We start from the raw sequence: 25,981 nt of genomic DNA, 5'->3' as shown, positions 1-25,981 counted from the left end.
TCTGCTCTTCCGAAAACTGCTTCCGCTTCATCTGTCCGTCCCTTTCCGGGGTCGGACTCTAACTCCAACTGGAGGAAAAAACGGGGGTCACGTCATGGGGACGACTCTTCGGAAGCACTGCTTATGCATCTCAGCGGATACCCAATCGCGGCGGTCATCTGCGCTGAGGCGGGTGTCATCTTCGGTTCGCACGCAATGAAGCCTGAGCAGGTGCAACGCAATATGGGTCAGGCGAATACGTTATGGGATGGCGGACCAATTCTGGAAGGGCGTATTGGACGGGGGGAAACGAACATTGAGAGTGTTCGCGTCACGATGGGTCTGATGGTCCAGCCCACGGTTATGCAAAACTTCCTGAGCAAGAACGATGGGTTGGCGCGCGGCATCGGCTTCTTGGCGCGATTCCTCTTCAGCCAACCGATGACCACGCAGGGGATGCGGCCGTACAGGGATCCGGAGCCAATGCCGGGTCTCGCTGACTTTCATCAGCGCGTGACCCTACTCCTGCAAGCGCCAGCCGCTACGGACGAGTTGGGCAGGCTAATAAGCGCGCACATCAAATTCGATGACAATGCGCAGGAGACATGGATACAATTCTACAATGAAGTGGAAGATTATCTTGGCGGAGACTCCATATACTCTGGCATTCGTGGCGAAGCGAGCAAGGCGGCAGAGAATGCGGCGCGCATCGCGTGCTGCCTCCATGTCTTTACAATGCCTAACCACATGCTCATCGACCGCAGAACAATGGCCGACGCTTGCGCGTTGATGCGCTGGTATTTGAACGAGGCTGTGCGCTTTGGACAGTCTGCGGAAGTGACCGAAGAACTACGGAATGCAGAGTTACTTGAATCGTGGTTGGTGCAGAAATGGAAAGATGCCCTACGCGCGGGGGAGACACCTCAGATCACCGTCAACACCATCCGGCAGAAAGGACCGAACGCGCTGCGTGGTAAGAAGGGGCTTATTGATGATGCCCTTGAACTTCTAGGCGATCACGGGCGCGTGCGCGTGCTTCCTATGCACGGAACCAAGAGCAAAGAAGTGTTTATCGCTCCGCAGGTCATACGTGAATATAGCTGACCACATGCGAAGCCGGAATCGTAGCGGATCGTAGCGACAGCTTTCGGGGGCTTTGCTACCATCGTAGCGGCCCCAAACCCGCAGAAAAGCTAGGGTTTTCGGGAATCGTAGCGATCGTAGCCATAGCGGCCGGGGCGGCATTGGGAGCCGTAGCGATCGTAGCGTAGCGAGCAAGGGATATAAAACAGTATCCTTCCTTACTGTTGCTGACCTGACCTAACCTTTTCCCCGCCAACGCGCGGCGGCCGCTATTATCGCTACGATTGGACTATCAAACCCGCAACCCCGCAGAAACGCTCGCTTTTTGTGGTCACCAATCGTAGCAACCGAGCCGCTACGGACCTGCTACGATCGCTACGGTCACTTTGCCGCGTCCTCGTTCGGTATCTCTACCTTTACCGCACGCTGTCCCTCCAGCCACTCGGTCAGCAGCTTTGCGAGCGCAGCTTGGTTGTCGAAGGTCGCCTCATCCACAGTTGCGGGAAACTCGGTCACTGCCATCGGAATAGCAAGTTCGCCTTTGAACAGCTTTACGATCCCCTTGCGGATGATCGTCTGCTCATTCTCTAGCTCGCCATGAGCCTGAGGATTATATACGTCTCTAGTAAGCTGCGAGCGGGAAAAGTCGTAGCCAAGATATTCGGATATGAGGAGTAATAGATCGATGTATAGATCCTCACGCTTCTGGCTCCAAGCCTCGTTCGCAATTGTATCAGGCGCGTGATGATCCAGATAACTCTTCCACGCGTTGTTAATCTGCTTTAGTTTTCCCTTGTCTCCGTAAAATTCGACCGGAACGGCGTTTAGGGCTTCCACATGGCCCGGCGACAGGCGTGCAGTCCGCGTTGCCATTAAAGCACGAAATATAGCGCTGCGTCGGTCGTTTATGGCGCGGCCCTTCTCAAGCCACTTCTGCGCCTGCACCGCCAAGATCGGTCCGATGAGAGTGGCAAAGATGATCGCAACATCAGCAATCTTAAACGTCCAGTTTGCAACCACTACCGCGTTCGCCATCATGCCCCCCAGTTTATAGCTTCGATGACTAGCAGAACGTGGAACGAAAGGGATACCCTTGGTTGCGCGCTAGGGCTGCGGGTTGCAGCGCCGGGGCAGGGGTAGCGAAAGCGGCACCGTAGCCAGCACGGGTGCGCGCTACCCCGGCCAGCGCTGTAGCGGCGGTACAGCGGCCCGGCCGCTTGTGGTCATCACTAGCAAGTCGCCGACCCACAAATATGTTGTTTCACGGTCGCGCTTCGTAGAACTGACCTAAGCGACTGTTAAATAACAAAAACAGGTTGCGGACCTTCAAGCAGCCTCACTAGCTTGTAGCCAATGTCTAGCCACATCCAGCATTGGTAGCCGCAAAATGTCCGATGAAATCGACGTCCGTGTAAGCCTCGATCTTGATCCCGAGGCCGCGATGGGAACGATCCAAGATTACGACGACGATACCGCGTCTTACGTGAGCGGTGCAAAGTCGGCGTTCACCGAAGCATTTACTTCGCTCCGGGCAATCCATGATGCCAAAGCGGCGGTGGCAGAAGACCCGACGTTGAACGAGGCGGGGCAGCTTCTGAAAGTGGACGACTACGCCAGCAAGCGCATGATTGCGAAGGTCTATCCGCTTTGGGATGCCGCGTCAGCCAACCTCAACAAGAACGTGGTCGCTTGGGAGAAGGAGATGACCAAGGAGGTTGTCTCGCAGGCAAGCCAGATGGTCAGCGGCGAGATACGCGTCCACATGAAGGGTCTGAAGATCGGCGAGCGTATGGCGGCAATCTCGCAAGCGATCCGCGACGGCGATTCAGTCGTAGCCTCCGCCGTATTAGGTGCGCCCGCTATGCTGAGCGGACTGGACGAGGAGATGAAGGCGGTCCTGCTGCGCGAGTATCACGAGCAGTTCAACCCGGCGCTGGCGAAGCGTCTGCGCGCTGTCACCGCCGCGCGCGACCTTATCGACGGTCGGATGGGTGTGCTCAAGAAGGAGGTCGCCAAGGCGGTCGGCACGATCAAGATCAAGGGCAACAGCTTTGAGATCCACGGTCAGTATTCGGGTCAGATCACCCCGGCGCAATTGCGCGCACAACGCGACAAATCCAACAAGCCGTTCGCGGTCTGACTCCTGATCTAAACAGTTCGAGGCATCAATGACCGCTGCAATTCAACCGCCTTGGGGCACCGACTGGAAGCCCGCGTCCCCGCCAGACCTGTCCGCCCCGCGCGACGGTCAATGGAAGCCGGGAGAGAGCGGCAATCCGCGCGGACGCCCACCGGGCCGACCCGACCGACGCCTTCTTGCTACCGAGCAGATGCTGGACGAGATGCGCAACATCGTCGCCGTGCTGGTCGGCAAGGCACTTGAGGGCGACACAAACGCTTGCGCTGTGGTCATGTCGAAAATCCTACCGTCGGTGAAGGCACAAGCCGAGAAGGTGCAGTTTGAGTTCGACGCCACTGCCTCGATCAGTGAGCAAGTAGCGTCGGTCCTTGACGGCGTGGCGCAGGGCAAGCTGGCACCCGACGTGGCGCGGCTCATCATCGAGAGCATCAAATCCCTCGCGGACGTTCGGGCGACCGAGGAGCTGTCGGCTCGCATCGAAGCTCTGGAGACCGCGACCGATGCTCGAAGGTAATTCACGGCAAAATGCACGCCGCTTGCAAAAGAGCCGAGTGCGACAGGCGCTGGCTCAGATTGACCTATGGGGGCACCGACCATGACGACGATAACCACAACGAGAAACCGGGTCATCACCGAGGAGCCGGAAGCGGACGACGTGTTCGTCTGCGTATCGTTCCTGGCGCCCGGTGACACACCCGGCACACTGGTGCCCCGTGACCTGCGCTACCAGCCGATCAGCGAGTATCAGGCCGCTGTGGATTGGGCGGTCAGCATTGCCGACCAGATGGCGCACCGCATCTATGTCGTGCCGCTCAGCTATAGCGACGTTCGGAACACCGAGCGGTTCGCGCCCATCTGTGATGCCGTCGCCAGCATGGACGATCAGGAGCGCGGTGCCATGCGCCGGGATGTGGTCACCACAGCAGCGGAGGTCATGCGCGATTGCGATGATCCGGAAATCCGCGCGGATATGTTCGACGTGCTGCGCCAACTGAAAGTGATCAACCATGAAAGCTGACAAGCCGCGCGCGCCTGTCGTGAAGTACGGTATGTCGACTGACGAAACCGAACGCATGGTGCAGCGCCATGTCGACTTGGTGGACGAACAGTATCTGCTTGAGGCCGGGGTGCTTGACCACAACCTCCGCGTCGCTGCGATCGTCCACGCCAAGCTCCACGGGTTGCCCGCGTCCAATCCAATAGCTTGCGAGCCGCCGGTTCCTCCTGGGCCCCCGGTCCCGGTGGAGCCTGCACAGTCGGTGCCGCAGGACCTGCGCGCACTGCTCGGGCTTAGCTGACCACATGAATCTCCGCGCCCTCCAGCGTCGCGTACGGCGGTTGGAGACGGGGGCGAAGCCGAGACCATCGCCCTTCACCCTCTGGTTCGGTTCATTCGATGCATGGGTCGAGAACGAGGTTCTACCTGGCATCGAAAGCGGGGCGCTCGAAGCGGACGACATGATCGTTATCGTGGCGACGTTCCGTGCGTGGGAGTTGGCGGGGGTTTGGGACGTGGCCCATGCTCGCTGACGGTGCTCCAGCGTGGCTCCTAGCGTGGCAGGAGCAGCAGCGTCAGCCGCAGCCACAGCGTCCGCCAGCGCCCAAGGCTCCGCGGCCACCAGCAGTCGGGCCGCACGTACCGCTTCGAATGCGGGGGCAGGCTGCCGCTATCGGTATCATGGAGCCGGACCCGTGGCCCTTCGACGGGTGCGTGCGCCGCGAGCCTGTGATCGACGTGGACTACCCTTCACGTGTGGTCAGGAAGGTCGGCTGGCACCGCTGCCTCAAGTGTTGTCGCCCGTTCTTCTCAGAGGACGTGCTGCGCCAGCGCCTGTGTAGCGGCGCTCAAGGGTGCAGGGGTGACCAAGACCGGTTCACATAGTTTCAGGGTTCGTGGCTGTAAGTCGCCACGCGAGGCATAGCGGTGCGTTCCTCGTTAAATCCAACGGCCGCAGTAGCGGGGCTGACCTTCTACAGTCTGACGCTATGCAGCGCCTCGCACCCTCGGGTGTGGGGCGTTGCAGTGAGGGGGAGGGGGGGCGTCGCGCCGCTAGAAATACGCTAGAGCGCAAACGGGAGCGCTGCGCAGACCGCTAGCGCGTGCTGCGTAAGTAGCTGTAAATACTTAGGAAATATGGTGGACGCACTTGGGCTCGAACCAAGGACCCGCTGATTAAGAGTCAGCTGCTCTACCAACTGAGCTATGCGTCCATTCCGGGGCGGTTTTGAGTGGCGCCCTGGTGTGGCGCCCCGCTGCTGGAGGCGCGCTGTTAGCAGACTCATCGGGGGCCGCAACCCCCTTTTCGTCGATCCGAGTCCGTTTTGCTCGATCAGGCCGTTTTTTCGCGAATTAAGTCGACTTTCGCGTCACCAGCCGACCGTCTTGCGATTCTGGCGGTCGATCGACATCAGGATGCCGAGGCACAGCAACACGGTCATCTGCGCCGAGCTGCCGAAGCTCACCAGCGGCAGCGGGATGCCGACGACGGGCGCCAGGCCCATCACCATCATCAGGTTGATCGCGACGTAGAAGAAGATCGTCGTCGACAGACCCGCAGCCGCCAGCCGGCCGAAGCGGGTCTGGGCGCGCTGGCCGACCTCGATGCCCCAGCGGATCACCAGGAGGAAGGCGAGGATCAGCAGGCAGCCGCCGACCAGTCCCCATTCCTCCGCCATCGTCGCGAAGACGAAGTCGGTATGCCCCTCGGGGAGATAGTCGAGATGGCTCTGCGTGCCCTGGAGGAAGCCCTTGCCCCAGATCCCGCCCGAGCCGATCGCGATCTTCGACTGGCTGATGTGATAGCCGGTGCCGAGCGGATCGCTCTCGGGATCGAGAAAGATCAGGATGCGGTTGCGCTGATAGTCGTGCAGCGCGAAGTTGATCGCGAGCGGGATCGCCACCGCGGCGGTGATCGCACCGCCCGCAAACAGCCGCAGCGGGATACCGGCGAGGAACATCACCGTCGCGCCGCCCGCGCAGATCATCAGCGCGGTACCGAGATCGGGCTGCTTCATGACGATCGCCGCAGGGACGCCGATCAGCAGCGCGGCGGGCCATACCGCGCTGAACCGTCGCGTCTCGCCGGGCGGGAGCATGTCGTAGAACTTGGCGCAGGCGAGCACGATCGCCGGCTTCATGAACTCGGACGGCTGGAGGCGGATGAAGCCAAGGTCGAGCCAGCGCTGCGACCCGCCGGAGACCTTGCCGAGGATCTCGACCGCGACCAGCGACACCACGATCAGCGCATAGGCCGGCAGCGAGCCCGCCTTCCACGTTCGCTCGGGGACGTAGGACAGGGCGATCGCACCGCCGAGCAGCACGAAGAAGCGGATGCCCTGCGACAGCGCCCAGGGTTTGAGCGAGCCGCCGGCCGCGGAATACAGCACCACCTGGCCGAAACAGCCGATCGCGACCACCAGCAGCAGGACGCGCCACGGCAGCTTGGCGAGCGGTTCGGGGACGATACGGTTCATGGGCATGGCGTGGATGTGATCATTGCTGGCGGTCCCGCGAATCGTCCTCTGCCACGGTGGCGCCCGGTGCCGTCAGCGCTTCCTGCGTCGCGTTGGCCATGTCGGTCGCATTCTCGACCGCGGGGGCGTCGCTGGGGACGATCGCGTCGGTCTTGGTGGCGATCGCCGCCGGCGGTGCGGACTGCGCCTTGCGGTAGGTCTCCGCGGTCGCGGCCATGCGCGTGCGGATGTCGCCGCCCCAGGTCGGTTCGACTTCGGCGAGCGACTTCAGCGCACGCTCGCGGTCGAGCATGTAGGTCATGATGTCGCGGCCGATCATCGGCGTGTCGAGATTGCGCACCGTGTGGCCGTTATGCTCGAGTACCACCGCCAGCGCGTACCGCGGGTTATCGGCGGGCGCGAAGCCGATGAAGAGCGCGTGGTCGCGCATCTTGAACGGCAGCTGCCCGTTCTTGAGCACGCCCGAGCGCCGCTCCGCCATCGTGATGCGGCGGACCTGCGCGGTGCCGGTCTTGCCCGCGATCGCGACGCCGGGGATCAGCAGTTTCGCCGCGCCGCCGGTGCCGCCCTGGTTGATCACGCCGAACATCGCATCGCGGACACGCGCGAGATGCTCGGAATCGATCGCGAGGGCAGGGGAGTCGCGGTGGACGTGGCTGGCGAGGATGCTCGGCTGCAACGCGCGTCCCGAGGCGAGCCGCGCCGCCATCACCGCGAGCTGCAACGGGTTGGCGAGCACATAGCCCTGGCCGATCGACGCGTTCAGCGAATCCGCGACGGTCCAGTCGTGCTTGTACTTCTTCAGCTTCCACGCCGGATCGGGCACCGTCCCGTAACGCTGCGTCGAGAAGGGCAGGTCGAACTTCTGGCCGAGGCCGAGCGTGCGCGCGATCGGCGCGATCGCATTGTAACCGACCCGCCGCGCCATCTCGTAGAAATAGATGTCGCAGCTCTGCATGATCGCGTTCTTGAGATCGAGCGGACCGTGACCGCTTTTCTTGTGGCAGTGGAACACGCTGGTCCCGAGCCGCATCGCCCCCGAGCAATTGACGCGGGTCGACGGATCGACGCCGGCGTTCATCAGCGCGAGGCCGTTCATCGGCTTGACGGTCGAACCCGGCGGATACAGCCCCTGCGTCACCTTGTTCATCAGCGGCACGTGATCGTCGTCGCTCAGCATCTGCCATTCGAGATGGCTGATCCCGTCCGAAAAGCTGTTCGGATCATAGGCCGGCATCGACACCATCGCGAGCATCTCGCCGGTGCGGGTGTCGAGCACGACGACCGATCCGGAGTTCGTGCCGAGCCGCCTTGCCGCGTATTCCTGAAGCCCAGCGTCGATCGTCAGCCGTGCGGTCTTGCCGGGGACGTCGGGCTTGGTCGCGAGTTCGGCGACCAGCTTGCCGCGCGCGGTGACTTCCACGCGCTTGGCGCCGGCGACGCCGCGGAGTTCGGCTTCCAGCATCTTCTCGAGCCCGTCCTTGCCGAGCTTGAAGCCGGGCGTGACGAGCAGCGGGTCGTGCGTTTTCTTGTACTGCTCGGCGTTGGGCACGCCGACATAGCCGGTCAGGTGCGCGACCGCAGCGCCCGCGGGATAGCTGCGCGCGAACCCGCGGGTCGGCGCGACGCCGGGCAGTTCGGGCAGGCGGACGCTGACCGCGGCGAACCGCTCCCAGTCGAGATTTTCAGCGACCTGGACGGGCTGGAACCCGGCGGCGTGTTCGAGGTCGATCGCGATCCGCTCGACTTCCTCGGGCGGCAGTTGGAGGATGCGACCGAGCAGTGGCAGCACACGCTCCTTGTCGCGGAGACGGTCGGGGATGATGTCGACGCGGAAGTCGGTGCGGTTGTTGGCGATCGGCACGCCGTGGCGATCGACGATCCAGCCGCGGCGCGGCGGCAGCAACGTCATGTTGACCCGGTTGCTCTCGGACAACATCGTGTAGCGCTCGTTCTGCGCGATCGACAGCCACGCCATCCGCCCGGCGAGCAGCAGCCCGACGCCGCCTTGCGCCGCCCCCAGCATCCAGGCGCGCCGCGAGAAGCTGTACGCCTGCGACATCTCGGTGACGATGCGCGTAGTCCTCATTCGGCACCGCGCTTGTTCTGGATCGTCGCAACGATGCGGGCCGCCAGTGGGAACATCAGGATCGTGACCGCGATCTGCGCGATCAGGATCGTGTCGACATGCGCGCCGACCGGTACCGCGATGAAGCGGCCGACCAGGATGCAGGCCGAGATCAGCCCGCCGGCGATCAGCCAGTCCTGCCAATGGTCGCGGAACGCGAGGCGCTGCTCGATCATGTCGATCGCGACGAACGCGAGCGACCACATCAGCACTGCGCTGCCGAGCGGCTGGCCGCTGACGAGGTCGTCGAAGAAGCCGAGCGGGGCTGCGGCCCAGGGCCGGAACGCGAACCTCGCGAGCAGGCGCCAGGCGAGGAGCATGACGAAGCCGAATGGCGGCAACAGCGGGATCGTCGCGACCACCGGGATGATCGTGATCAGCGACCCGGCCATGACCGTCGCCCAGGGAATCGCGCGCGCGCGGCCCGCCGGGAGCTTGGTCGCGAACGGCTTGTAGTCGACGCTGTCAACGACGCGCGGCGGCATCATTGCGGTGCTACCGGGCGGGGTGGCGGCACCGGCATGAACATCCGCTCGACCAGCGCGAAGTCGAGCGTATCCGGATCGGCGAACGTCCGCGCCATCACCGAATCCGACCCCGCCTTCATCACGCGCGCGACGGGGACTCCGGGCGCGTAGATGCCGCCAGTGCCGGTCGTCACGAACAAATCGCCCGCATTGAACCGGACGTTGGTGGCGTTGACCGAGCGGATGTCGATCATCCCGTCGCCGCGCCCCGCCGCGATCGCGGGCATCCCATCGCGGGTGCGGCGGACGGGGACGATGCTGTCGCCGTCGCTCAGCAGCAGCACGCGTGCGGCGTTGGGTCCAGTCTCGACGACGCGCCCGATCAGCCCGTCGGGCCCGCGTACCGGCATGCCGGGCAGCACGCCGCTCCAGCGGCCGGCGTTGAGCAGGGCAAAGCGCCGACCGCTCGATGCGCTCGAACTCACCAGCCGTGCGGTCACGACGGGATCGGGCGAGCGGTCACGGATCGCCAGCAACGATCGCAGGCGGCGGTTGTCATACGCGATCGTCCGCGCGCGCATCAGCAGCGCCCGCGTTCGCTCGCGATCGGCGCGCAGCGCAACGTTCTCCTGCTTCACGAAGAAATAGTTGCCGATCGCATCGGGAATGCCCGAGATCGACGTGCCTATGGTGGCGAGCCCCGTAGAGACCGGCGTCGTCACGCCCGCCACGCCCATCCGCAGCGCGGAAAACGCGGGCGGATTGAACGTCGACGCGACGAGCAGCACCAGGCCCACCACCGCACCGGCGACGGCGAGCACATAGCCCATGAACACACCATATTGCCGACGCCGGGAAAACCCCGTGCGCCGGTCGCGGGCTGGCGCCATGCGCCTGTCCCCCTGTCTCGGGCGCCGCCGAAGTGCCGGGGGACCTACCCCTGCGACTCGGACGACGCGATTTCGTGTCCGCGTGTCTTAAAGCAAAAACAGATCGTTAACCGCTCATCAGCACGCCGCGGAACAACGGATCCTCGAGCGCACGACCGGTGCCGAGCGCGACGCAGGTCAGCGGGTCCTCGGCAACCGTCACCGGCAGCCCGGTCTCGTCGCGCAGCACTTCGTCCAGACCCTGCAGCAACGCGCCGCCACCGGTGAGCACGATGCCCTGGTCGACGATATCCGCAGCCAGTTCCGGCGCGGTGTTCTCGAGCGCGACGCGGACGCCCTCGACGATCGTCGCGACCGGCTCGCTGAGCGCCTCGGCGATCTGGCCCTGGTTGATCTGGATTTCCTTCGGCACGCCGTTGACGAGATCGCGGCCCTTGATCTGGATGATCATGCCGATGCCGTCGACCGGCGGCTTGGCGATGCCGACCTCCTTCTTGATCCGCTCCGCGGTCGCTTCGCCGATCAGCAGGTTATGGTTGCGGCGCACATAGGAGACGATCGCCTCGTCCATCTTGTCGCCGCCGACGCGCACCGAGGTGGTGTAGGCGAGACCGCGCAGCGACAACACCGCGACTTCGGTCGTGCCGCCGCCGATATCGACGACCATCGAACCGATCGGCTCGGTGACCGGCATGTCCGCGCCGATCGCCGCCGCCATCGGCTCCTCGATCAGCCAGACCTGCGACGCGCCCGCGTTCGACGCGGCATCGCGGATCGCGCGGCGCTCGACCTTGGTGGAGCCCGACGGCACGCAGATCACGATCTCGGGCCAGCGCGCGAACTTGCGCGGGCCGTGGACCTTCTGGATGAAATACTTGATCATCTGCTCGGCGACGTCGATGTCCGCGATCACGCCGTCACGCAAAGGCCGGATCGCCTCGATGTTGCCCGGCGTCTTGCCCATCATCATCTTGGCGTCGTCGCCGACCGCCTTCACGCGCTTGATCCCGTTGATCGTCTCGACGGCGACCACCGACGGCTCGTTCAGGACGATGCCGCGGCCACGGACGTAGACGACGGTGTTCGCGGTGCCGAGGTCGATCGCCATGTCGTGCGACATGAACTTGAAGAAACGCGAGTAGAAGGCCATTCAATCAGGGTCCCGTATCCAGTCCGCCGGACGGGCGAACCGCCAGCAAAAACATGCGCACACACATCATCTCGCGGAGCCCGCCGGTGGTTTCGAGCACCGGGTGCCTATACTATTTAAGTGGCGTTTGCGGGTCGCGGGATGCCGTCGCTTGGTCTAGACGCAAACCCATGTCAATACGGCGTCTCCCCGAGCATCTGGTCAATCGCATCGCCGCCGGTGAAGTGGTGGAAAGACCCGCCAGCGCGTTGAAGGAGTTAGTCGAAAACGCGATCGACGCAGGGGCGGGGCGCATCGCGATTCTCCTCGTGGAAGGCGGTACGTCGCGGATCGAAGTCGCCGACGACGGCTGCGGGATGACGCCCGCGGACATGGCCTTGGCGCTCGAACGCCACGCCACCTCCAAACTCCCCGACGAGTTTATCGAATCGGTCGTGACGCTCGGTTTTCGCGGCGAGGCGCTACCCTCGATCGCGAGCGTCGCAAGGCTGACGATCGAAAGCCGGATCCGCGGCGCCGAGGGCTGGGCGCGGACCGTCGACAATGGCCGGGTCGAGCGCGAAGGCCCCGCCGCGCTCCCGCCCGGCACGCGCGTCGTCGTCGAGGATCTGTTCGCGCGCGTTCCCGCCCGCCGCAAGTTCCTCCGCTCCCCGCGCGCCGAATACGCCGCCTGCCTCGACGTCGTCCGCCGGCTCGCGATGGCGCGGCCCGACATCGGCTTCACGCTGGAACATGACGGCCGCCGGGCGCTGTCGGCGATGCAGGTCGAGGACCGGCCGGGCAGGGTGGCGACGCTCACCGATCGCGCGCTCGCCGACAATTCGGTCGCGATCGACCTCGAACGCGAAGGGCTCGTGCTCGGCGGCGTCGCCAGCCTGCCGACCTACAATCGCGGCATCGCCGACCACCAGTATCTCTTCGTCAACGGCCGCCCGGTAAAGGACCGCCTGCTGATGGGCGCGATCCGCGGCGCCTATGCCGAGATGCTCCCGCGCGACCGCCACGCGGTGGTGGCGCTGTTCCTCGACATTCCGACCGACCAGGTCGACGTCAACGTCCACCCCGCCAAGACCGAAGTCCGCTTCCGCGACCCCGCAATGGTAAGAGGGCTCATAGTCTCGGGCTTGCGCCGCGCCCTCGACGCCGCCGGCCACAGAAGCCAACGCGCCAGCGACTCCGCGCTCGCCATGTGGCAACCGGAAAACATCTCCTCTCCCCCCGGGGGAGAGGAAGGGGCCCGTCCGCAAAGCGGATGGGAAGGTGAGGGCACCCCCCAAAGGCTCCCGCTGGAAAGTCGCAGCTACAGCACCGTCAACGAAGCCCGTCCGACCTTCTTCGCCGCGCCCCCGCAGGCAAGAGCCGAACCCGCCTGGACACCTCCACCGCAAACCGCGGCCTTCCCCATGGGCGTAGCGCGCGGCCAAGTCGCCAAGACCTACATAGTCGCCGAAGCCGAAGACGGCTTGGTCCTCGTCGACCAGCACGCCGCCCACGAACGCCTCGTCCTCGAGCGCATGCGCGCGGCCCTGATCGGCGGCACCATCGCGAGCCAAGCGCTCCTGATCCCCGAAGTCGTCGAACTCGACGAATCCGCCTGCGACCGCCTCGAATCCCGCGCCGAGGAACTCTTCGAGTTCGGCCTCGACCTCGAACGCTTCGGCCCCCACGCGATGCTCGTCCGCGCCACCCCAGCCTTGCTCGGCCAAAGCGACCCCAAAGGCCTCGTCACCGATCTCGCCGACGAACTCGCCGCCTTCGACGAAGCTCTCTCGCTAAAGGAGCGCCTCGACGCGGTAGCCGGGACGATGGCCTGCCACGGCTCCGTCCGCGCCGGCCGTATCCTGTCGGTCCCCGAGATGAACGCGCTCCTCCGCGAAATGGAAGTCACCCCGCACTCCGGCCAATGCAACCACGGCCGCCCCACCTGGGTAAAACTCGCCCACGGCGATATTGAGAAGCTATTCGGGCGAAAGTGATTTGCGATCATTTCGAACGACGCGGTGTCTGTTATTGACCATGTAAAATCTAAATCTATGGTCCGGCACAACTACCAAGGGGGCGGTATAATGCGTGAGATAGAGTTCGTTTCGGAAGAAAATATAAAATTCAAGATCGGTCCGATACTGAGCGCGGCGGGATCAGTTCGAATAGTCGGCGTTTCCGACATGGCCTCGGCCATATCGGCTATCAAGCGAGTTGCCGCGGACTCAAACATCCGACTGCGCGTTTACACTGGTAAGAGGTCGGCTGCAGCTGCGGCCGCTACAGCAGGCGGTGTCGCAGGATGGTTCGCGGTGCCGGCCATTTTAAGCGGCTCTGTTAGTGCAACGAGCCTTGCGGTCGGTACGATCGTTGCCACTGCCGCACCTGTGTTGGCGATCGGTGGCGTTGGTATTGGGCTAGGAATTGCAGTTCACAAGGCATTTACGTCAAAGGCGGATTGCGACGTAGTTAAATATCCCGCTAGTAAGGCTATAGATATACTGTTTAAGAAATAAATTATTCGGGTAAGATGTTGCTTTGCTTTTATCTAATATTAGTTTTTACGGGTAGCTGGCAGGGTTCTCGGGGTAGCTTTTTTGATACCATAGATGTCTGCAATATTTTGGTTTTGCTTTTAGATGCGATAGTGGCATTTAAAGGTAAGGTCCGGCATAGCGTAGCAAATGGACCCCCTATCCCTATTCGGCCTAGCCGCGGTATCCTTCACCCTGCTATGCTACGCAAAGGAAGCCGGCTCGCACTGGTGGACGCTCGGTTTCGCGTTCGGCTGCGTGCTCGGCTCGATCTACGGTTTCCTCCAGGGCGCGTGGCCGTTCGGGGTGGTCGAGTTGATCTGGACGGTCGTCTCGTTCCGTCGCTGGCTCAAGCTGCGACAGGCTGCACCGTCCGCCGTGGAACCGCTCGCTTGACACTGCGTTCGCCCGCGCCTAGTTGAACTCTCCCCGACACGACGGTTCCGGCGGCGCTTGCTTGCGTTCGCCGCTATCGTGCGTTTCGGTTCATCGCTAAGAGATGGGGTCTGTGCAGCCATGCCGGACCTCGTGGAGCAGGAGAACCAAGTTCATGGCACGTATCGCGGGTGTTAATATCCCGACCAACAAGCGCGTGGTGATCGCGCTGACCTACATTCACGGCATCGGTTCGACCAAGGCCAAGGAAATCGTCGCGAAGCTCGGCATCGCCGATACCGCCCGCGTCCAGGACCTGACCGACCAGGAAGTCCTGCACATCCGCGAGACGATCGACGCCGATCACACCGTCGAGGGCGATCTGCGCCGCCAGACCTCGATGAACATCAAGCGCCTGATGGATCTCGCCTGCTATCGCGGCCTGCGTCATCGCAAGGGCCTGCCGGTCCGCGGCCAGCGCACGCATACCAATGCGCGCACCCGCAAGGGCAAGGCCAAGCCGATCGCCGGCAAGAAGAAGTAATCCACTTTTTCAATGGATTACTCCGCCGGCGCTGGTCCCAACGGGCCGCCCGGCGTCACGCAGATACAGGTCAGGAAATACACCATGGCACGCGAACCTCAGCGCATTAAGCGGCGCGAGCGCAAGAACATCACCTCTGGCGTCGCTCACGTGAATGCCAGCTTCAACAACACCATGATCACGATCACCGATGCCCAGGGCAACGCGATCTCGTGGTCGTCGGCCGGCGCAATGGGCTTCAAGGGCTCGCGCAAGTCGACTCCGTACGCGGCCCAGGTCGCCGCGGAAGACGCCGGCAAGAAGGCCGCCGAGCACGGCGTCCGCACGATCGAAGTCGAGGTCAAGGGCCCCGGCTCGGGTCGCGAATCGGCACTGCGCGCGCTTCAGGCGGTCGGTTTCCAGATCACGTCGATCCGCGACGTGACCTCGATCCCGCACAACGGCGTGCGCCCTTCGAAGCGTCGTCGCGTCTGATTCTCCGCCTCCCGTGCGCGGTTGATCGCGCCGCACGGGTGTATTTTATTGGTCGGCGGACACACCCGTTCGCCGGCCCCCAAATTAGGGGAAGCATGTGTCTGTCAACGCAAAGAACTGGCAGGAACTCAAGAAGCCCAGCGGCCTGGAGAAAAAGGCCGGTGGCGACACCAAGCGCAAGGCGACTTTCATCGCCGAGCCGCTCGAGCGTGGCTTCGGCCTGACGCTCGGCAACGCGCTGCGTCGCGTGTTGCTCTCGTCGCTGCAGGGCGCGGCCGTCACCTCGATCAAGATCGAGAACGTGCTGCATGAGTTCTCGTCTCTGGCCGGCGTCCGCGAGGACGTGACCGACATCGTCCTCAACGTGAAGCAGATCGCGATCCGCATGCAGGGCGAGGGGCCCAAGCGCCTCCAGCTCTCGGCAACGGGTCCGGGTGAAGTCAAGGCCGGCGACATCGCCGTCTCGGGCGACATCGAGATCATGAACAAGGATCTCGTGATCTGCCACCTCGATGAGGGTGCGACGCTCAACATGGAGCTGACCGCCGACATCGGTAAGGGTTACGTCCCCGCGACCGCAAACCGCCCGGCCGATGCGCCGATCGGTCTGATCCCGGTCGATGCGCTGTACTCGCCGGTACGGCAGGTTTCGTACAAGGTCGACCCGACCCGCGTCGGTCAGGACCTGGATTACGACAAGCTGACGCTGACGATCGAAACCGACGGCACGATCACCCCGGAAGACGCAGTCGGCTATGCCGGTCGCATCCTTCAGGACCAACTCGCGCTGTTCGTCCACTTCGACGATTCGTCGGTCACGCGTTCGTCGGCCCCGATCGGCCAGGCAGCACCCGCTGCCGGTGGTGCGGAGCCAGCAGGCGACACCCAGCAGATCAACCGTTACCTTCTCAAGAAGGTCGACGAGTTGGAACTGTCGGTGCGGTCGGCGAACTGCCTCAAGAACGACAACATCATCTACATCGGCGATCTGGTCGGCAAGACCGAAGCCGAGATGCTGCGTACGCCTAACTTCGGCCGCAAGTCCTTGAACGAGATCAAGGAAGTGCTGTCGTCGATGGGTCTTCGCCTGGGTATGGAAATCCCCGGCTGGCCACCTGAGAACATCGAAGAGATGGCCAAGAAGCTCGAACAAGAGATAATGGGATAAGTGGTTCGGGGCTGAGTAAGATTAGCCTCAACCTCTTGTTCACCCGCGAAGGCGGGTGCCCAGACTGGATCCCCGCCTTCGCGGGGAGACAACTAGGGTGACGGTGGCAGCCCTAAATGCCACCAGCTCCCGGGTACCTCACACGGCCCCTGAACGAACGAAAAGGTATTAAACATGCGCCATCGCGTAGGCGGCCGTAAGCTTCAGCGGACCTCGGCCCACCGTCTTGCTCTCTTCCGCAACATGAGCGCCGCGCTCATCAAGCACGAGCAGATCACCACCACCGTCGCCAAGGCGAAGGAACTGCGTCCCTACGTCGAAAAGCTGATCACGCTTGCGAAGAAGGGTGGCCTGTCCAACCGTCGTCTCGCGCACGGCAAGCTGCTCGACGATGCGCAGCTGATCAAGCTGTTCGACACGCTCGCGACCCGGTATGCGGATCGCAACGGCGGCTACACCCGCGTCATCAAGGCCGGTATCCGCATGTCGGACGCCTCGCCGATGGCCGTCATCGAGTTCGTCGACCGCGACGTCTCGGCGAAGGGTCAGGATTCGGGTCCGGTAATGTCGGACGAGGATTACAACGAAGCGGCATAATCCCTTTCCGTCGAAGCGCTGACCTCCCAATCCTCCCCCGCCAGGGGTGGCAGGCACAGCCTGACGGAGGGGGAGGCGGCGACAACCTCGGTTGCGTGTGCCGCCCCCTCCGTCACCTTCGGCGCCACCTCCCCCTGGCGGGGGAGGATCAGATTATACGCCGATCAGAGGCCGCGTTTCCCATCCGGGAGGCGCGGCCTCTTTCGTTACGGGTCCCATCCGGCTATGCGCCCGACATGGAGCACCCAGACAGCATTCTCATCGTCGATTTCGGCAGCCAGGTAACCCAGCTGATCGCCCGCCGCGTGCGCGAGGCTGGCGTCTATAGCGAGATCGCCCCCTTCCAGTCCGCCGAGGCCGCGTTCGACCGGATGCAGCCCAAGGGCATCATCCTCTCGGGCGGCCCCGCCTCGGTCACCACCGAGAACTCCCCGCGGGTGCCGCAGCGCTTTTTCGAGGCGGGTATTCCGATCCTCGGCATCTGCTACGGCCAGCAGGTCATGTCCGCGCAGCTCGGCGGCAACGTGATCGTCTCGGGCGATGGCGGCGAGTTCGGCAGCGCCTTCATCGAGGTCAAGTCCAACTGCGCGCTGTTCGACGGCCTTTGGGCTGAGGGCGAACGTCATCAGGTCTGGATGAGCCACGGCGACAAGGTCGACGCGATCCCGCCCGGCTTCACCCCCGTCGCCACCTCGACCGGCGCGCCCTATGCGATCGTCGCCGACGAGGCACGGCGCTTTTACGGCGTCCAGTTCCATCCCGAGGTCGTCCACACCCCCGATGGCGGCAAGCTGATCGCCAATTTCGCGCGCCACGTCTGCGGGCTGAGCGGTGACTGGACGATGGCCGAGTTCCGCGAGACCAAGATCGCCGAGATCCGCGCGCAGGTCGGCAAGGGCCGCGTCATCTGCGGCCTGTCCGGCGGCGTCGACTCGGCGGTCGCGGCGGTGTTGATCCACGAGGCGATCGGCGAGCAGCTCACCTGCGTCTATGTCGACCACGGCCTGATGCGCGCGGGCGAGAGCGAGCAGGTCGTCAGCCTCTTCCGCGGCGCGTACAACATCCCGCTGATCCACGTGAACGTCGAGGAGCTGTTCCTCAGCGGTCTCGCCGGGATCACCGACCCCGAGCTGAAGCGCAAGTTCATCGGCAAGACCTTCATCGACGTGTTCGACACCGAGGCGAAGAAGCTCGGCGGTGCGGAGTTCCTCGCGCAGGGCACGCTGTACCCGGACGTGATCGAGAGCGTCAGCTTCACCGGCGGTCCATCGGTGACGATCAAGAGCCACCACAATGTCGGCGGCCTGCCCGAGCGCATGAACATGAAGCTCGTCGAGCCGTTGCGCGAGCTATTCAAGGACGAAGTCCGCGTGTTGGGGCGCGAACTCGGGCTCCCCGAGATCTTCGTCGGCCGTCACCCGTTCCCCGGACCCGGCCTCGCGATCCGCATCCCCGGCGAAGTCACCAAGGAACGCTGCGACATTCTGCGCAAGGCCGACGCGATCTATCTCGAGGAAATCCGGGCGGCGGGTCTCTACGACACGATCTGGCAGGCGTTCGCGGTGTTGCTCCCGGTCCGCAGCGTCGGCGTGATGGGCGACGGCCGCACCTACGACAACGTGCTGGCGTTGCGCGCGGTCACTTCGACCGACGGCATGACCGCGCAGGCATTCCAGTTCCCCGGCGACTTCCTGCCGCGCGTCGCGACCCGGATCATCAACGAGGTCAAGGGCATCAACCGGGTGACCTACGACTACACCTCGAAGCCCCCCGGCACGATCGAGTGGGAATAAGGAGGGGCGCCGTAACCCCGCGCAGGTTCATGATGCCGCGGTTGCGCGTCCGGAAGATTGGCGCCCCTTTCTGCTGAACCGGGATCGATCGTTTTTTTTGGTTCTCGAACCTCTTGAAACGCGATTTCGGGCGAAATATTTTGCCGCTGCCGGGCGCCGAACGGGTCCGGCGGGACATTGAGGGCGTCGGCTCTCCTCCGACGCTTCTCATGCCCAAATTGCTTCATCAGGAGGATTTGGAAATGAGAAACACGTTTGACTTCGCACCCTATCGACGGTCGACCGTCGGCTTCGACCGGCTGTTCAACCTGCTCGAAACCGGGCTTCGCGAGGATGAAGGGTATCCGCCCTTCGACATCATCCGCGACGGCGAGGACCGGTACCGGATCACGCTCGCGGTCGCCGGGTTCCGTCCCGACGAGATCGAGATCGTCGCGCAGCAGAACCAGCTCGTCGTCACCGGTCGCAAGGCCGACGAGAAGGACGGGGCGCAGTATCTGCATCGGGGCATCGCCGCGCGGTCGTTCGAGCGGCGGTTCCAGCTCGCCGACTTCATCGAGGTCGGCACCGCCCGATTCCAGGACGGGCTGCTCAGTCTCGACCTCCAGCGCGTGGTGCCCGAGGCGATGAAGCCGCGCCGGATCGAGATCGATGCGGTGCGATCGGCCGAGCAGGTCGAAGCGCACCCTGAAAAAACGCTCGAAGCGGCGTAATTGCTCTAGCATTGCCGGCCCGGGTCGCCGGGTCGGCAATGCCTTTTCAAGTACCGGCAACAGGTCCGTCGCCGTCTTGTCGTGCCGGTTGCGATGGCCAATCGGAAGTATCCGCTCTATCCAACTCTGCGATGGGTAAACTTGGGTACGGGCGACAGATGCGAAGGTGCCGTGTTTTTCGATATCGCACCGGCGCGGCACTGGCGTCGCGAGCGGATGTCCGACCATGCTGCTGACCGTAGCCGTGCGCTCCACGTCGGGCGGACTCGAATGAAATTCGACCGGTTCCGATCACTTGCCGCAGTGCTTCCGGTCATCATTGCTGCGCCGCTATTGCTCGGCGCGGCGGATCCCCCGGCCTGGACGAGGCCGCAGGCGCCGTTTCCGATCGCCGGGCCGATCACCTATGTCGGCAGCGAAGGGATCGCCGCCTACCTGATCAAGACGAATGTGGGCGCGATCCTGGTCGACGGCACGCTCGCCGAGAATGCCGGCATGATCGCGCGCAACATCGCCGCGACCGGCGTCCGTCTCCGCGATGTGAAACTTATCCTGGTCACCCATGCGCATTTCGATCACGCCGCCGGCGTGGCCGCGCTCAAGCGTGCGACCGGTGCTCGGGTGGTCGCCGGCGCTCGCGATGTCCGCGCGCTCGAAACCGGCATCCCACCGGGCGAGACCAGTTACGGGGTTATTCGCTTTCCAAAGGTGCACGTCGATCGTGGCGTTCGCGATGGCGACAAGGTCACGCTCGGCAACGTCACGCTGACGGTACGTGCGACGCCGGGACACACGCCCGGGTGCACGACCTGGACGATGCGGATCCCCGCCACGCCGCGCGCGCTCGACGTCGTGTTCCCGTGCAGCGTCAGCGTTGCGGGCAACCGCCTGATCGGCAACAGCGCCTATCCTGGGATCGTCGCCGACTACCGCCGCAGCATCGCGATGCTTGGCACGCTGCACGCCGATATCGTGCTGCCGTCGCACCCCGAACTCGCCGACGTGATCGCGCGCGGCAAGCGCCGTAAGGCGGGCGATGCGGCCGCGTTCGTCGATCCGACCTTGCTACCCAAGATCGTCGCGAAGGCGCGGACGGCGTTCGACGCCGACCTCGCCAAGCAGGCACGCTGAGCGACGATGCTGGTTCTTTGCGGCATCGCGGTGATCGTCGCCGGCTTTCTGCTCCGGTTCAATCCACTGCTCGTTGTCGCGGTGTCCGCGCTCGTCACCGGGCTTGCCGCTGGACTCGCCCCGCTCGCGATCCTCGCCGCGTTTGGGAAGGCGTTCAACGAGAACCGCTACGTCACCGTGATCTACATCGTGCTCCCGGTGATCGGGATGCTCGAACGCCACGGATTGCAGGAACGCGCGAGGCTCGCGATCGGCAAGCTCCGCGGCGCGACGGTCGGGCGACTGCTGATCGGCTATTTGCTGTTCCGTCAGTTGACTGCGGCGCTCGGCCTGACCTCGATCGCCGGCCCGGCGCAGAGCGTCCGCCCGCTGGTCGCACCGATGGCCGAAGCCGCCGCCGAGGCGCAGGGTGTCGCGCCCGGCGGCGACGGCATTCCGGCGATGGCGGCCGCGACCGATAACATCGGGCTCTTCTTCGGTGAGGACATCTTCATCGCGATCGGCTCGATCCTGCTGATGAAGGGCGTGCTTGAAGGTTACGGCATCGTCATCCAGCCGCTTCACCTCTCGATGTGGGCGATCCCGACCGCGATCGCTGCGTTCGTGATCCACGGCTTCCGCCTGTGGTTGCTCGATCGCCGACTGGCACGCGCGCGATGATCGGCACCGGCTTCATCTACGGCGTCGCGGGCCTGATGTTCGCGGCGTTCGGGATCCTGAGCTTGACCGATCGCGCCAGCCCGAAGCGGTTCGGCAACGCGGCGTTCTATGCGGTGCTGGCGATCAGCTTCCTGCTCGGCGGGCGGCTGGGCGACGTCGGCAACGGTATCCTCGTCCTGGCGCTCGTCGCGATTGCCGGCTCGGGCGCGATGGGGCGGGGCGGGCGTGCCACCACCACGCTCGACCAACGGCGTGTCGAGGCGGCCCGGCTCGGCAACCGGATATTCCTGCCCGCCCTGATCATCCCGGCTGCCGCACTCGGCGGTACGGTCCTGTTCCGAGCAGTCCCGAGCCTCGTCGACCCGAAGCAGGCAACGCTCGTCGCGCTGACTTGCGGCGTCCTGATCGCGCTGGTCGCGATGCACCTCTGGTTCCGCCCGCGTGTCGCGACACCGCTCGCCGAGGGCGTCAGGCTGATGGACGCGATCGGCTGGGCCGCCGTGCTCCCGCAGATGCTGGCGAGCCTTGGCGCGGTGTTCGCGCTCGCCGGCGTCGGCGATGTCGTCGGCGGTCTCGCCGGCCACGCGATCCCGGAGGGCAGCCTGATCGGCGCGGTGCTCGCCTACACGCTAGGCATGGCGCTGTTCACGATGATCATGGGCAACGCGTTCGCGGCGTTCCCGGTGATGGCCGCAGCGATCGGCATCCCGCTGCTCGTGCGGCATTACGGCGGCGACCCGGCTGTGGTTGCAGCGATCGGCATGCTCAGCGGGTTCTGCGGCACGCTGATGACGCCGATGGCGGCGAACTTCAATCTGGTCCCCGCCGCGTTGCTGGAGCTGAAGGACAGGAACGCCGTCATCCGCGCGCAGGTGCCGACCGCGCTGCCGCTGCTCGCGGTCAACATCGGCTTGCTATACTGGCTCGGGTTCAGGTGAGTGTGAGGGGTTTGCGATGACCGACTGGACGATGACGCGACGATCCGCGCTGACCGCGATGGCGGCGACGATCGCCGTACCCGCGGCGGCCAAGCGTTCGGTACGGCTGATCGCAGGAACCTACGCGCGAGAGGGCGGCAAGGGGCTATACCCGATCGGCTACGACGCCGATCGCGACCGCTGGCAGGTCGAGGCACCGATCCCCGGGATCGACGACGCGTCGTTCGGCGTCGGAGGCGGCCCCGGCGGTGCCTATTATCTCGTGCGCGAGCAGACGCAGGGCGAGATATCGGCCTATGCACCGGGCTGGGCGAAACGCGGGACCGCCCCCACCAAGGGTGCGGACCCGTGCTATATCGCGCTCGACCGTGCCAGCGGCTGCCTTGCGATCGCGAATTATTCCAGCGGCGGCGTGGCGTTCCACCGGCTCGATCCGCGGACCGGCGTGCCGGGCGACCCGGTGCTGTTCGACCATGTCGGCAAGGGGCCCAACATGGCACGTCAGGAGGGGCCGCACGCGCATTGGGTCGGGTTCAGCCCGGACCGGCGGTGGCTGCACTCGATCGATCTCGGGACGGACACGCTCTACGCCTATCGCTTCGATCCGACAGCGCGGACGCTGGCTCGCCCGGTCGTTGCCTGGCATGCGGATCCAGGCGCGGGGCCACGTCACCTCGTGCATCACCCCAGATTGCCGCGCGCCTATGTCGTGTGCGAACTCTCCAACACGCTGGTGACGCTCGATGCGGCCGCGGACGGCCGCTTCGTCACGCGGTCACGGCTGTCGACGCTACCGGCGGGCTATCGTGGCGCGTCGCAGGCGGCGCATATCGCGATCGATCCGACCGGCCGGCGGCTCTACGTCTCGAACCGCGGACAGAACGGCATCGCCGTGTTCGCGCTCGATGCGGCGGGCGTACCGACTCTGCTCCAGCACATCGCCAGCGGCGGCGACTGGCCGCGCTTCTTCCTGCTGCTCGACGACGCGCGGCGGATGGTGGTCGCCAACGAGCGATCGGGCACGCTGGCGATTTTTGCGATCGGCCCGGACGGCAGGCTGTCCGCCACCGGGCAGCAACTCGCCGTACCGGGTGCGGTCTTGCTCGGCCGGCTTTGACCGGTCAGCGCGCGCGGCGTTCGAGCAACGGCACCGCCGCCTCGTAGCGCGCCTGCGCCGCGAACGGCGTCGACCCGGTGGTCACATCGATCGTCTGCCGCTGGATCGGTCCTGCGCCGGGCGTGGCTGGCGACCAGCGTGGCAACCCGGCGGCGTTGGGATTGCCCGTCTTGATGAAGGCCGTGAAATACCCCTGGAAGACCGCCGAGATCCCGCGGTCGTCCGCGGTCCAGGCATAGGCCGGATTGGTATCGAGATTGCCCAGCGCATATTCGATCTCCGCGCTGTGCACCGCGCCGAGCGGGGCGACGTCGGGATTGGTCAGCGGCGGTAGCGCGCGCGGCCGCGGGTGCGCGAAATAATAATAATAGGTCGGCTGTCGCGAGCGGCGATGCAGGTCGAACCATTGCCAGGTCGATGCGCCGAGAAACGCGTCGCTCGCCAGCGCGGTCGCGGCGGCGGGAACCACGGCGTCGGATGCTGCCGGATACAGCGCGAACAGCGCGTCCGGGGCCGCGTAGAGCGCGCCGATCGCGGCGCGGTAGTTGGCAACGGTGGGCGCCTGACCGCGCAGGATGCTGGTCCACGCGCCCTCCTGCGAATTCGAACCGACCAGCAGCGGCACGCGGGCGGCACGACCCGCGGTGTAGGTATTGATCGGCGGCTCGGTGAGGAACAGCCCGTCGACGATGAAGTCCGCCCCCGCGTGCGCCTGGTCCTGCGCCTTGAGCAGATCGGCCGCGGGCATCGCACGCAGCGCGGCCAGCGAGGGGGCTCCGGCAGCGCGCGCAAACGCCTCGCCCTGCGTCGTGGCGGTGGCGAGCGACTTCGGCCGGAACGTCGGCGGCAGGACGCCCCCGCTTTCGCCGATCGCGCGCGCGAACCGAGTCCGGGTCAGCGGCGACGTCATCAGCACGCTGACCGACATCGAGCCTGCGCTTTCGCCGCCGATCGTGATCCGCGCCGGATCGCCGCCGAACGCCGCCGCGTTGCGCCGGACCCATTCGAGCGCTGCCGCCTGATCGAGCAATCCGTAATTTCCTGCGGCATGCGCCGGGGATTCCGCCGCCATCTCGCCGGTCGCGAGGAAGCCGAACACGCCGAGGCGATAGTTGATCGTGACGACGACGATTCCCTGACGCGCCATCGCCGCACCGTCGTAGCGCAGTTCGGAGCCGTCGCCGGCGATCGCGCCGCCGCCGTGGATGTAGAACAGCACGGGAAGCTTCGCGCCCGGCTTGGTGCCGGCAGGCGTCCAGACGTTGAGCGTCAGGCAATCCTCGTCGATCCGCGGCGAGCGAAACTTCATGTCGGCGAACAGGGGCTGTTGCATGCAGCGCGGCCCGAACGCATCGGCCTTGCGCACGCCGCTCCAATGGGCAGCGGGCTTGGGTGGTTGCCACCGGAGCGCACCGATCGGGGGCGTGGCGTAGGGGATGCCGAGATATGCGTCGACGGGGGGCGCCGCCGTCATCGAAGTCGCCAGACGCGTGCCGCCGAGCATGCCCTCCGCAACGCGCGCCTGTTGCGCGATCGCCGGTACCGCCAGCATGCCGCTCGCCAGCGCCGCTCCGCCTGCCATGGCCATTATCGCTGCCCGCATGTCATCCTCCAATTTTAGTTTGGTGCGACGGTCGCAGGTTGCCGGGACGTTGCCAAGGTAAAGGGCCATCCGCGCAGCAATCTCCCTGTTGGGGACGATGGTGTATCGTCAGGCCCCGGTCGGTCCGGCAACCCCGTCCGCAACGCCAAGCTCTAAGTCGGAGACGATCCGGATAGCGCCGCCAAGCCGTCGATAATGTTCCGCTCGGCGATATGCACCGCTGTTGCGCACCGAGTAGCTGAACGGCGCAGGCCCCGCGATCACGAGCAGCGTCGTGGTGTTGCCGACCGCCGACACGATCCGGCCGCCGAGCGCCGCGATCCGCTCCGCCAACGCCCCGTCGCGCGGCGCGCCGAGGAGCGCGATGCGCTCGCCAGCCAGCGGTCCGGACGGCGCTGGACGGGGGGCGGGGCCGGGCTTGCGCGGCGGGGCGAGCCATTCGTCGAGCGCGATTCCCGTATGGTCGATCGCCTTGACGATCACCCAGCCGGCCGCGCGCGCATCGCTGAGCGCGTCGTGATGCTTGTGCGCGATGCCGAGATATTGCGCGAGCAGGCCGAGGCGGTGGCTTTCCAGATCGGGCCAGGCGCGCTTGGCGACGCGGACGCTGTCGAGCCATACCGTCTCGATCGCCGGGCGGTCATGGACCCGGCAGGCGGTTGCGAGCGCGCCCTTGTCGAAATACGAGTGCGCGACCGTCGTGCGGCCGCTCAAATGATGATCGACGATGGCATGGACGTCGGCAAAGCTCGGCTGGCCGACGACGTGATGCTCGGCGATGCCGTGGATCCGCGTGTTGAACAGGTGGAATTCGTCACGCGGGTCGATCAGCGTCTCGTACTCGAAGATCTCGCGGCCGTCGCGGAACCCGACGATGCCGATCTGGCAGATGCTGCTGACCCGCGAACACGCGGTCTCGACATCGATGACGACGAAGTCGGGCTGCAGGATTACGGCATCGGCGAGCATCGCGGTCGAAAGCATCCCGCCTCCATGCACGCATGCGAGAGCCGGATAAACATCTTTGACGGCAAGGACATG

At 64.9% G+C, this 25,981-nt stretch carries 26 protein-coding genes and 1 tRNA gene; 18 read left to right on the top strand and 9 right to left on the bottom strand.

Annotated features, from left to right (window positions below; genetic code table 11):
* Positions 1-1,083, top strand: a 1,083-nt coding sequence (locus C8J47_RS09160) for a DUF3987 domain-containing protein (RefSeq protein WP_147454302.1), incomplete at its 5' end; no start/stop codon positions are given.
* Positions 1,084-1,443: 360 nt separating this feature from the next.
* Here C8J47_RS09160 and C8J47_RS09155 read toward each other — a convergent pair.
* A complete protein-coding gene (locus tag C8J47_RS09155) occupies positions 1,444-2,100 on the bottom strand; it encodes a DUF6680 family protein (RefSeq protein ID WP_121885332.1) in 657 nt (218 codons plus the stop codon).
* Between the two features lie 349 nt (positions 2,101-2,449).
* On the opposite strand from C8J47_RS09155, the gene C8J47_RS09150 reads away from it, so the two are divergent.
* The 4 genes from C8J47_RS09150 to C8J47_RS09135 all read left to right on the top strand — a co-directional run bounded on the left by C8J47_RS09150 (position 2,450) and on the right by C8J47_RS09135 (position 4,500).
* Positions 2,450-3,202, top strand: coding sequence for a hypothetical protein (locus C8J47_RS09150; RefSeq protein ID WP_121885331.1), 753 nt, complete (start codon positions 2,450-2,452; stop codon positions 3,200-3,202).
* Between the two features lie 28 nt (positions 3,203-3,230).
* Entirely contained in the window at positions 3,231-3,716 is a 486-nt protein-coding gene (locus C8J47_RS09145) for a DUF5681 domain-containing protein (RefSeq protein WP_220683357.1), read from the top strand.
* 81 nt (positions 3,717-3,797) lie between these two features.
* Positions 3,798-4,220 (top strand): hypothetical protein, encoded by a 423-nt coding sequence (locus C8J47_RS09140; RefSeq protein WP_121885329.1) that lies wholly within the window; start codon positions 3,798-3,800, stop codon positions 4,218-4,220.
* A gap of 31 nt (positions 4,221-4,251) precedes the next feature.
* Positions 4,252-4,500 (top strand): hypothetical protein, encoded by a 249-nt coding sequence (locus tag C8J47_RS09135; RefSeq protein ID WP_147454301.1) that lies wholly within the window; start codon positions 4,252-4,254, stop codon positions 4,498-4,500.
* A gap of 837 nt (positions 4,501-5,337) precedes the next feature.
* Here C8J47_RS09135 and C8J47_RS09120 read toward each other — a convergent pair.
* From C8J47_RS09120 to C8J47_RS09095, 6 genes are all read right to left on the bottom strand, one after another.
* Positions 5,338-5,413, bottom strand: a tRNA-Lys gene (locus C8J47_RS09120).
* 156 nt (positions 5,414-5,569) lie between these two features.
* Positions 5,570-6,676 carry a rod shape-determining protein RodA gene (rodA, locus tag C8J47_RS09115; RefSeq protein ID WP_121885441.1) on the bottom strand — a complete coding sequence of 369 codons (1,107 nt, stop codon included), beginning with the start codon at positions 6,674-6,676 and terminating at the stop codon, positions 5,570-5,572.
* A 19-nt stretch (positions 6,677-6,695) separates the two neighbouring features.
* The gene (mrdA, locus tag C8J47_RS09110) at positions 6,696-8,765 is read right to left on the bottom strand and encodes a penicillin-binding protein 2 (RefSeq protein WP_121885325.1); all 2,070 of its coding nucleotides are present in this window, start codon (positions 8,763-8,765) and stop codon (positions 6,696-6,698) included.
* Positions 8,762-9,292 carry a rod shape-determining protein MreD gene (gene mreD, locus C8J47_RS09105; protein ID WP_310886123.1) on the bottom strand — a complete coding sequence of 177 codons (531 nt, stop codon included), beginning with the start codon at positions 9,290-9,292 and terminating at the stop codon, positions 8,762-8,764. The genes mrdA and mreD overlap by 4 nt, the downstream gene beginning before the upstream one ends.
* Positions 9,289-10,161 carry a rod shape-determining protein MreC gene (gene mreC / locus C8J47_RS09100; RefSeq protein WP_121885324.1) on the bottom strand — a complete coding sequence of 291 codons (873 nt, stop codon included), beginning with the start codon at positions 10,159-10,161 and terminating at the stop codon, positions 9,289-9,291. The genes mreD and mreC overlap by 4 nt, the downstream gene beginning before the upstream one ends.
* Before the next feature lie 106 nt (positions 10,162-10,267).
* A complete protein-coding gene (locus tag C8J47_RS09095) occupies positions 10,268-11,311 on the bottom strand; it encodes a rod shape-determining protein (protein WP_055878614.1) in 1,044 nt (347 codons plus the stop codon).
* Positions 11,312-11,481: 170 nt separating this feature from the next.
* On the opposite strand from C8J47_RS09095, the gene mutL reads away from it, so the two are divergent.
* The 13 genes from mutL (at position 11,482) to C8J47_RS09035 (ending at position 23,337) form a co-directional block, all read left to right on the top strand.
* Positions 11,482-13,287, top strand: a complete 1,806-nt coding sequence (mutL, locus tag C8J47_RS09090; protein WP_121885323.1) for a DNA mismatch repair endonuclease MutL — start codon at positions 11,482-11,484, stop codon at positions 13,285-13,287.
* A gap of 90 nt (positions 13,288-13,377) precedes the next feature.
* The gene (locus C8J47_RS18885; protein WP_147454300.1) at positions 13,378-13,809 is read left to right on the top strand and encodes a hypothetical protein; all 432 of its coding nucleotides are present in this window, start codon (positions 13,378-13,380) and stop codon (positions 13,807-13,809) included.
* Between the two features lie 168 nt (positions 13,810-13,977).
* Entirely contained in the window at positions 13,978-14,223 is a 246-nt protein-coding gene (locus tag C8J47_RS09085; RefSeq protein ID WP_121885322.1) for a hypothetical protein, read from the top strand.
* 154 nt (positions 14,224-14,377) lie between these two features.
* Positions 14,378-14,746 carry a 30S ribosomal protein S13 gene (rpsM, locus tag C8J47_RS09080; protein WP_056015521.1) on the top strand — a complete coding sequence of 123 codons (369 nt, stop codon included), beginning with the start codon at positions 14,378-14,380 and terminating at the stop codon, positions 14,744-14,746.
* 84 nt (positions 14,747-14,830) lie between these two features.
* Positions 14,831-15,220, top strand: coding sequence for a 30S ribosomal protein S11 (gene rpsK / locus C8J47_RS09075; protein ID WP_031395237.1), 390 nt, complete (start codon positions 14,831-14,833; stop codon positions 15,218-15,220).
* A gap of 97 nt (positions 15,221-15,317) precedes the next feature.
* Complete coding sequence (locus C8J47_RS09070) at positions 15,318-16,388, top strand: DNA-directed RNA polymerase subunit alpha (protein WP_031395236.1); 1,071 nt, start codon at positions 15,318-15,320, stop codon at positions 16,386-16,388.
* A 174-nt stretch (positions 16,389-16,562) separates the two neighbouring features.
* Positions 16,563-16,985 carry a 50S ribosomal protein L17 gene (rplQ, locus tag C8J47_RS09065; RefSeq protein WP_056047937.1) on the top strand — a complete coding sequence of 141 codons (423 nt, stop codon included), beginning with the start codon at positions 16,563-16,565 and terminating at the stop codon, positions 16,983-16,985.
* Positions 16,986-17,221: 236 nt separating this feature from the next.
* The gene (gene guaA, locus C8J47_RS09060) at positions 17,222-18,778 is read left to right on the top strand and encodes a glutamine-hydrolyzing GMP synthase (protein ID WP_056482672.1); all 1,557 of its coding nucleotides are present in this window, start codon (positions 17,222-17,224) and stop codon (positions 18,776-18,778) included.
* 242 nt (positions 18,779-19,020) lie between these two features.
* Positions 19,021-19,491, top strand: coding sequence for an Hsp20 family protein (locus C8J47_RS09055; RefSeq protein WP_056047944.1), 471 nt, complete (start codon positions 19,021-19,023; stop codon positions 19,489-19,491).
* Between the two features lie 171 nt (positions 19,492-19,662).
* Positions 19,663-20,622, top strand: coding sequence for a subclass B3 metallo-beta-lactamase (gene bla / locus C8J47_RS09050; protein ID WP_259467447.1), 960 nt, complete (start codon positions 19,663-19,665; stop codon positions 20,620-20,622).
* Positions 20,623-20,628: 6 nt separating this feature from the next.
* Entirely contained in the window at positions 20,629-21,282 is a 654-nt protein-coding gene (locus C8J47_RS09045) for a DUF969 domain-containing protein (protein WP_121885320.1), read from the top strand.
* Positions 21,279-22,220 (top strand): DUF979 domain-containing protein, encoded by a 942-nt coding sequence (locus C8J47_RS09040; RefSeq protein ID WP_121885319.1) that lies wholly within the window; start codon positions 21,279-21,281, stop codon positions 22,218-22,220. Before C8J47_RS09045 ends, C8J47_RS09040 begins: the two co-directional genes overlap by 4 nt.
* A 16-nt stretch (positions 22,221-22,236) precedes the next feature.
* Positions 22,237-23,337 carry a lactonase family protein gene (locus C8J47_RS09035; protein WP_259467446.1) on the top strand — a complete coding sequence of 367 codons (1,101 nt, stop codon included), beginning with the start codon at positions 22,237-22,239 and terminating at the stop codon, positions 23,335-23,337.
* Positions 23,338-23,341: 4 nt separating this feature from the next.
* On the opposite strand, the gene C8J47_RS09030 is transcribed toward C8J47_RS09035, so the two are convergent.
* Both C8J47_RS09030 and C8J47_RS09025 read right to left on the bottom strand, forming a co-directional pair.
* Positions 23,342-24,940, bottom strand: a complete 1,599-nt coding sequence (locus tag C8J47_RS09030; protein WP_220683356.1) for a carboxylesterase/lipase family protein — start codon at positions 24,938-24,940, stop codon at positions 23,342-23,344.
* A 108-nt stretch (positions 24,941-25,048) separates the two neighbouring features.
* On the bottom strand, positions 25,049-25,924 hold the full coding sequence (locus C8J47_RS09025; protein WP_259467445.1) for an exonuclease domain-containing protein: 876 nt from the start codon (positions 25,922-25,924) through the stop codon (positions 25,049-25,051).
* Positions 25,925-25,981: the final 57 nt, after the last annotated feature.

The sequence above is a fragment of the Sphingomonas sp. PP-F2F-G114-C0414 genome, from assembly GCF_003688595.1.
GTDB lineage: Bacteria > Pseudomonadota > Alphaproteobacteria > Sphingomonadales > Sphingomonadaceae > Sphingomonas.
This window is presented reverse-complemented; position numbering and strand designations above follow the sequence as displayed.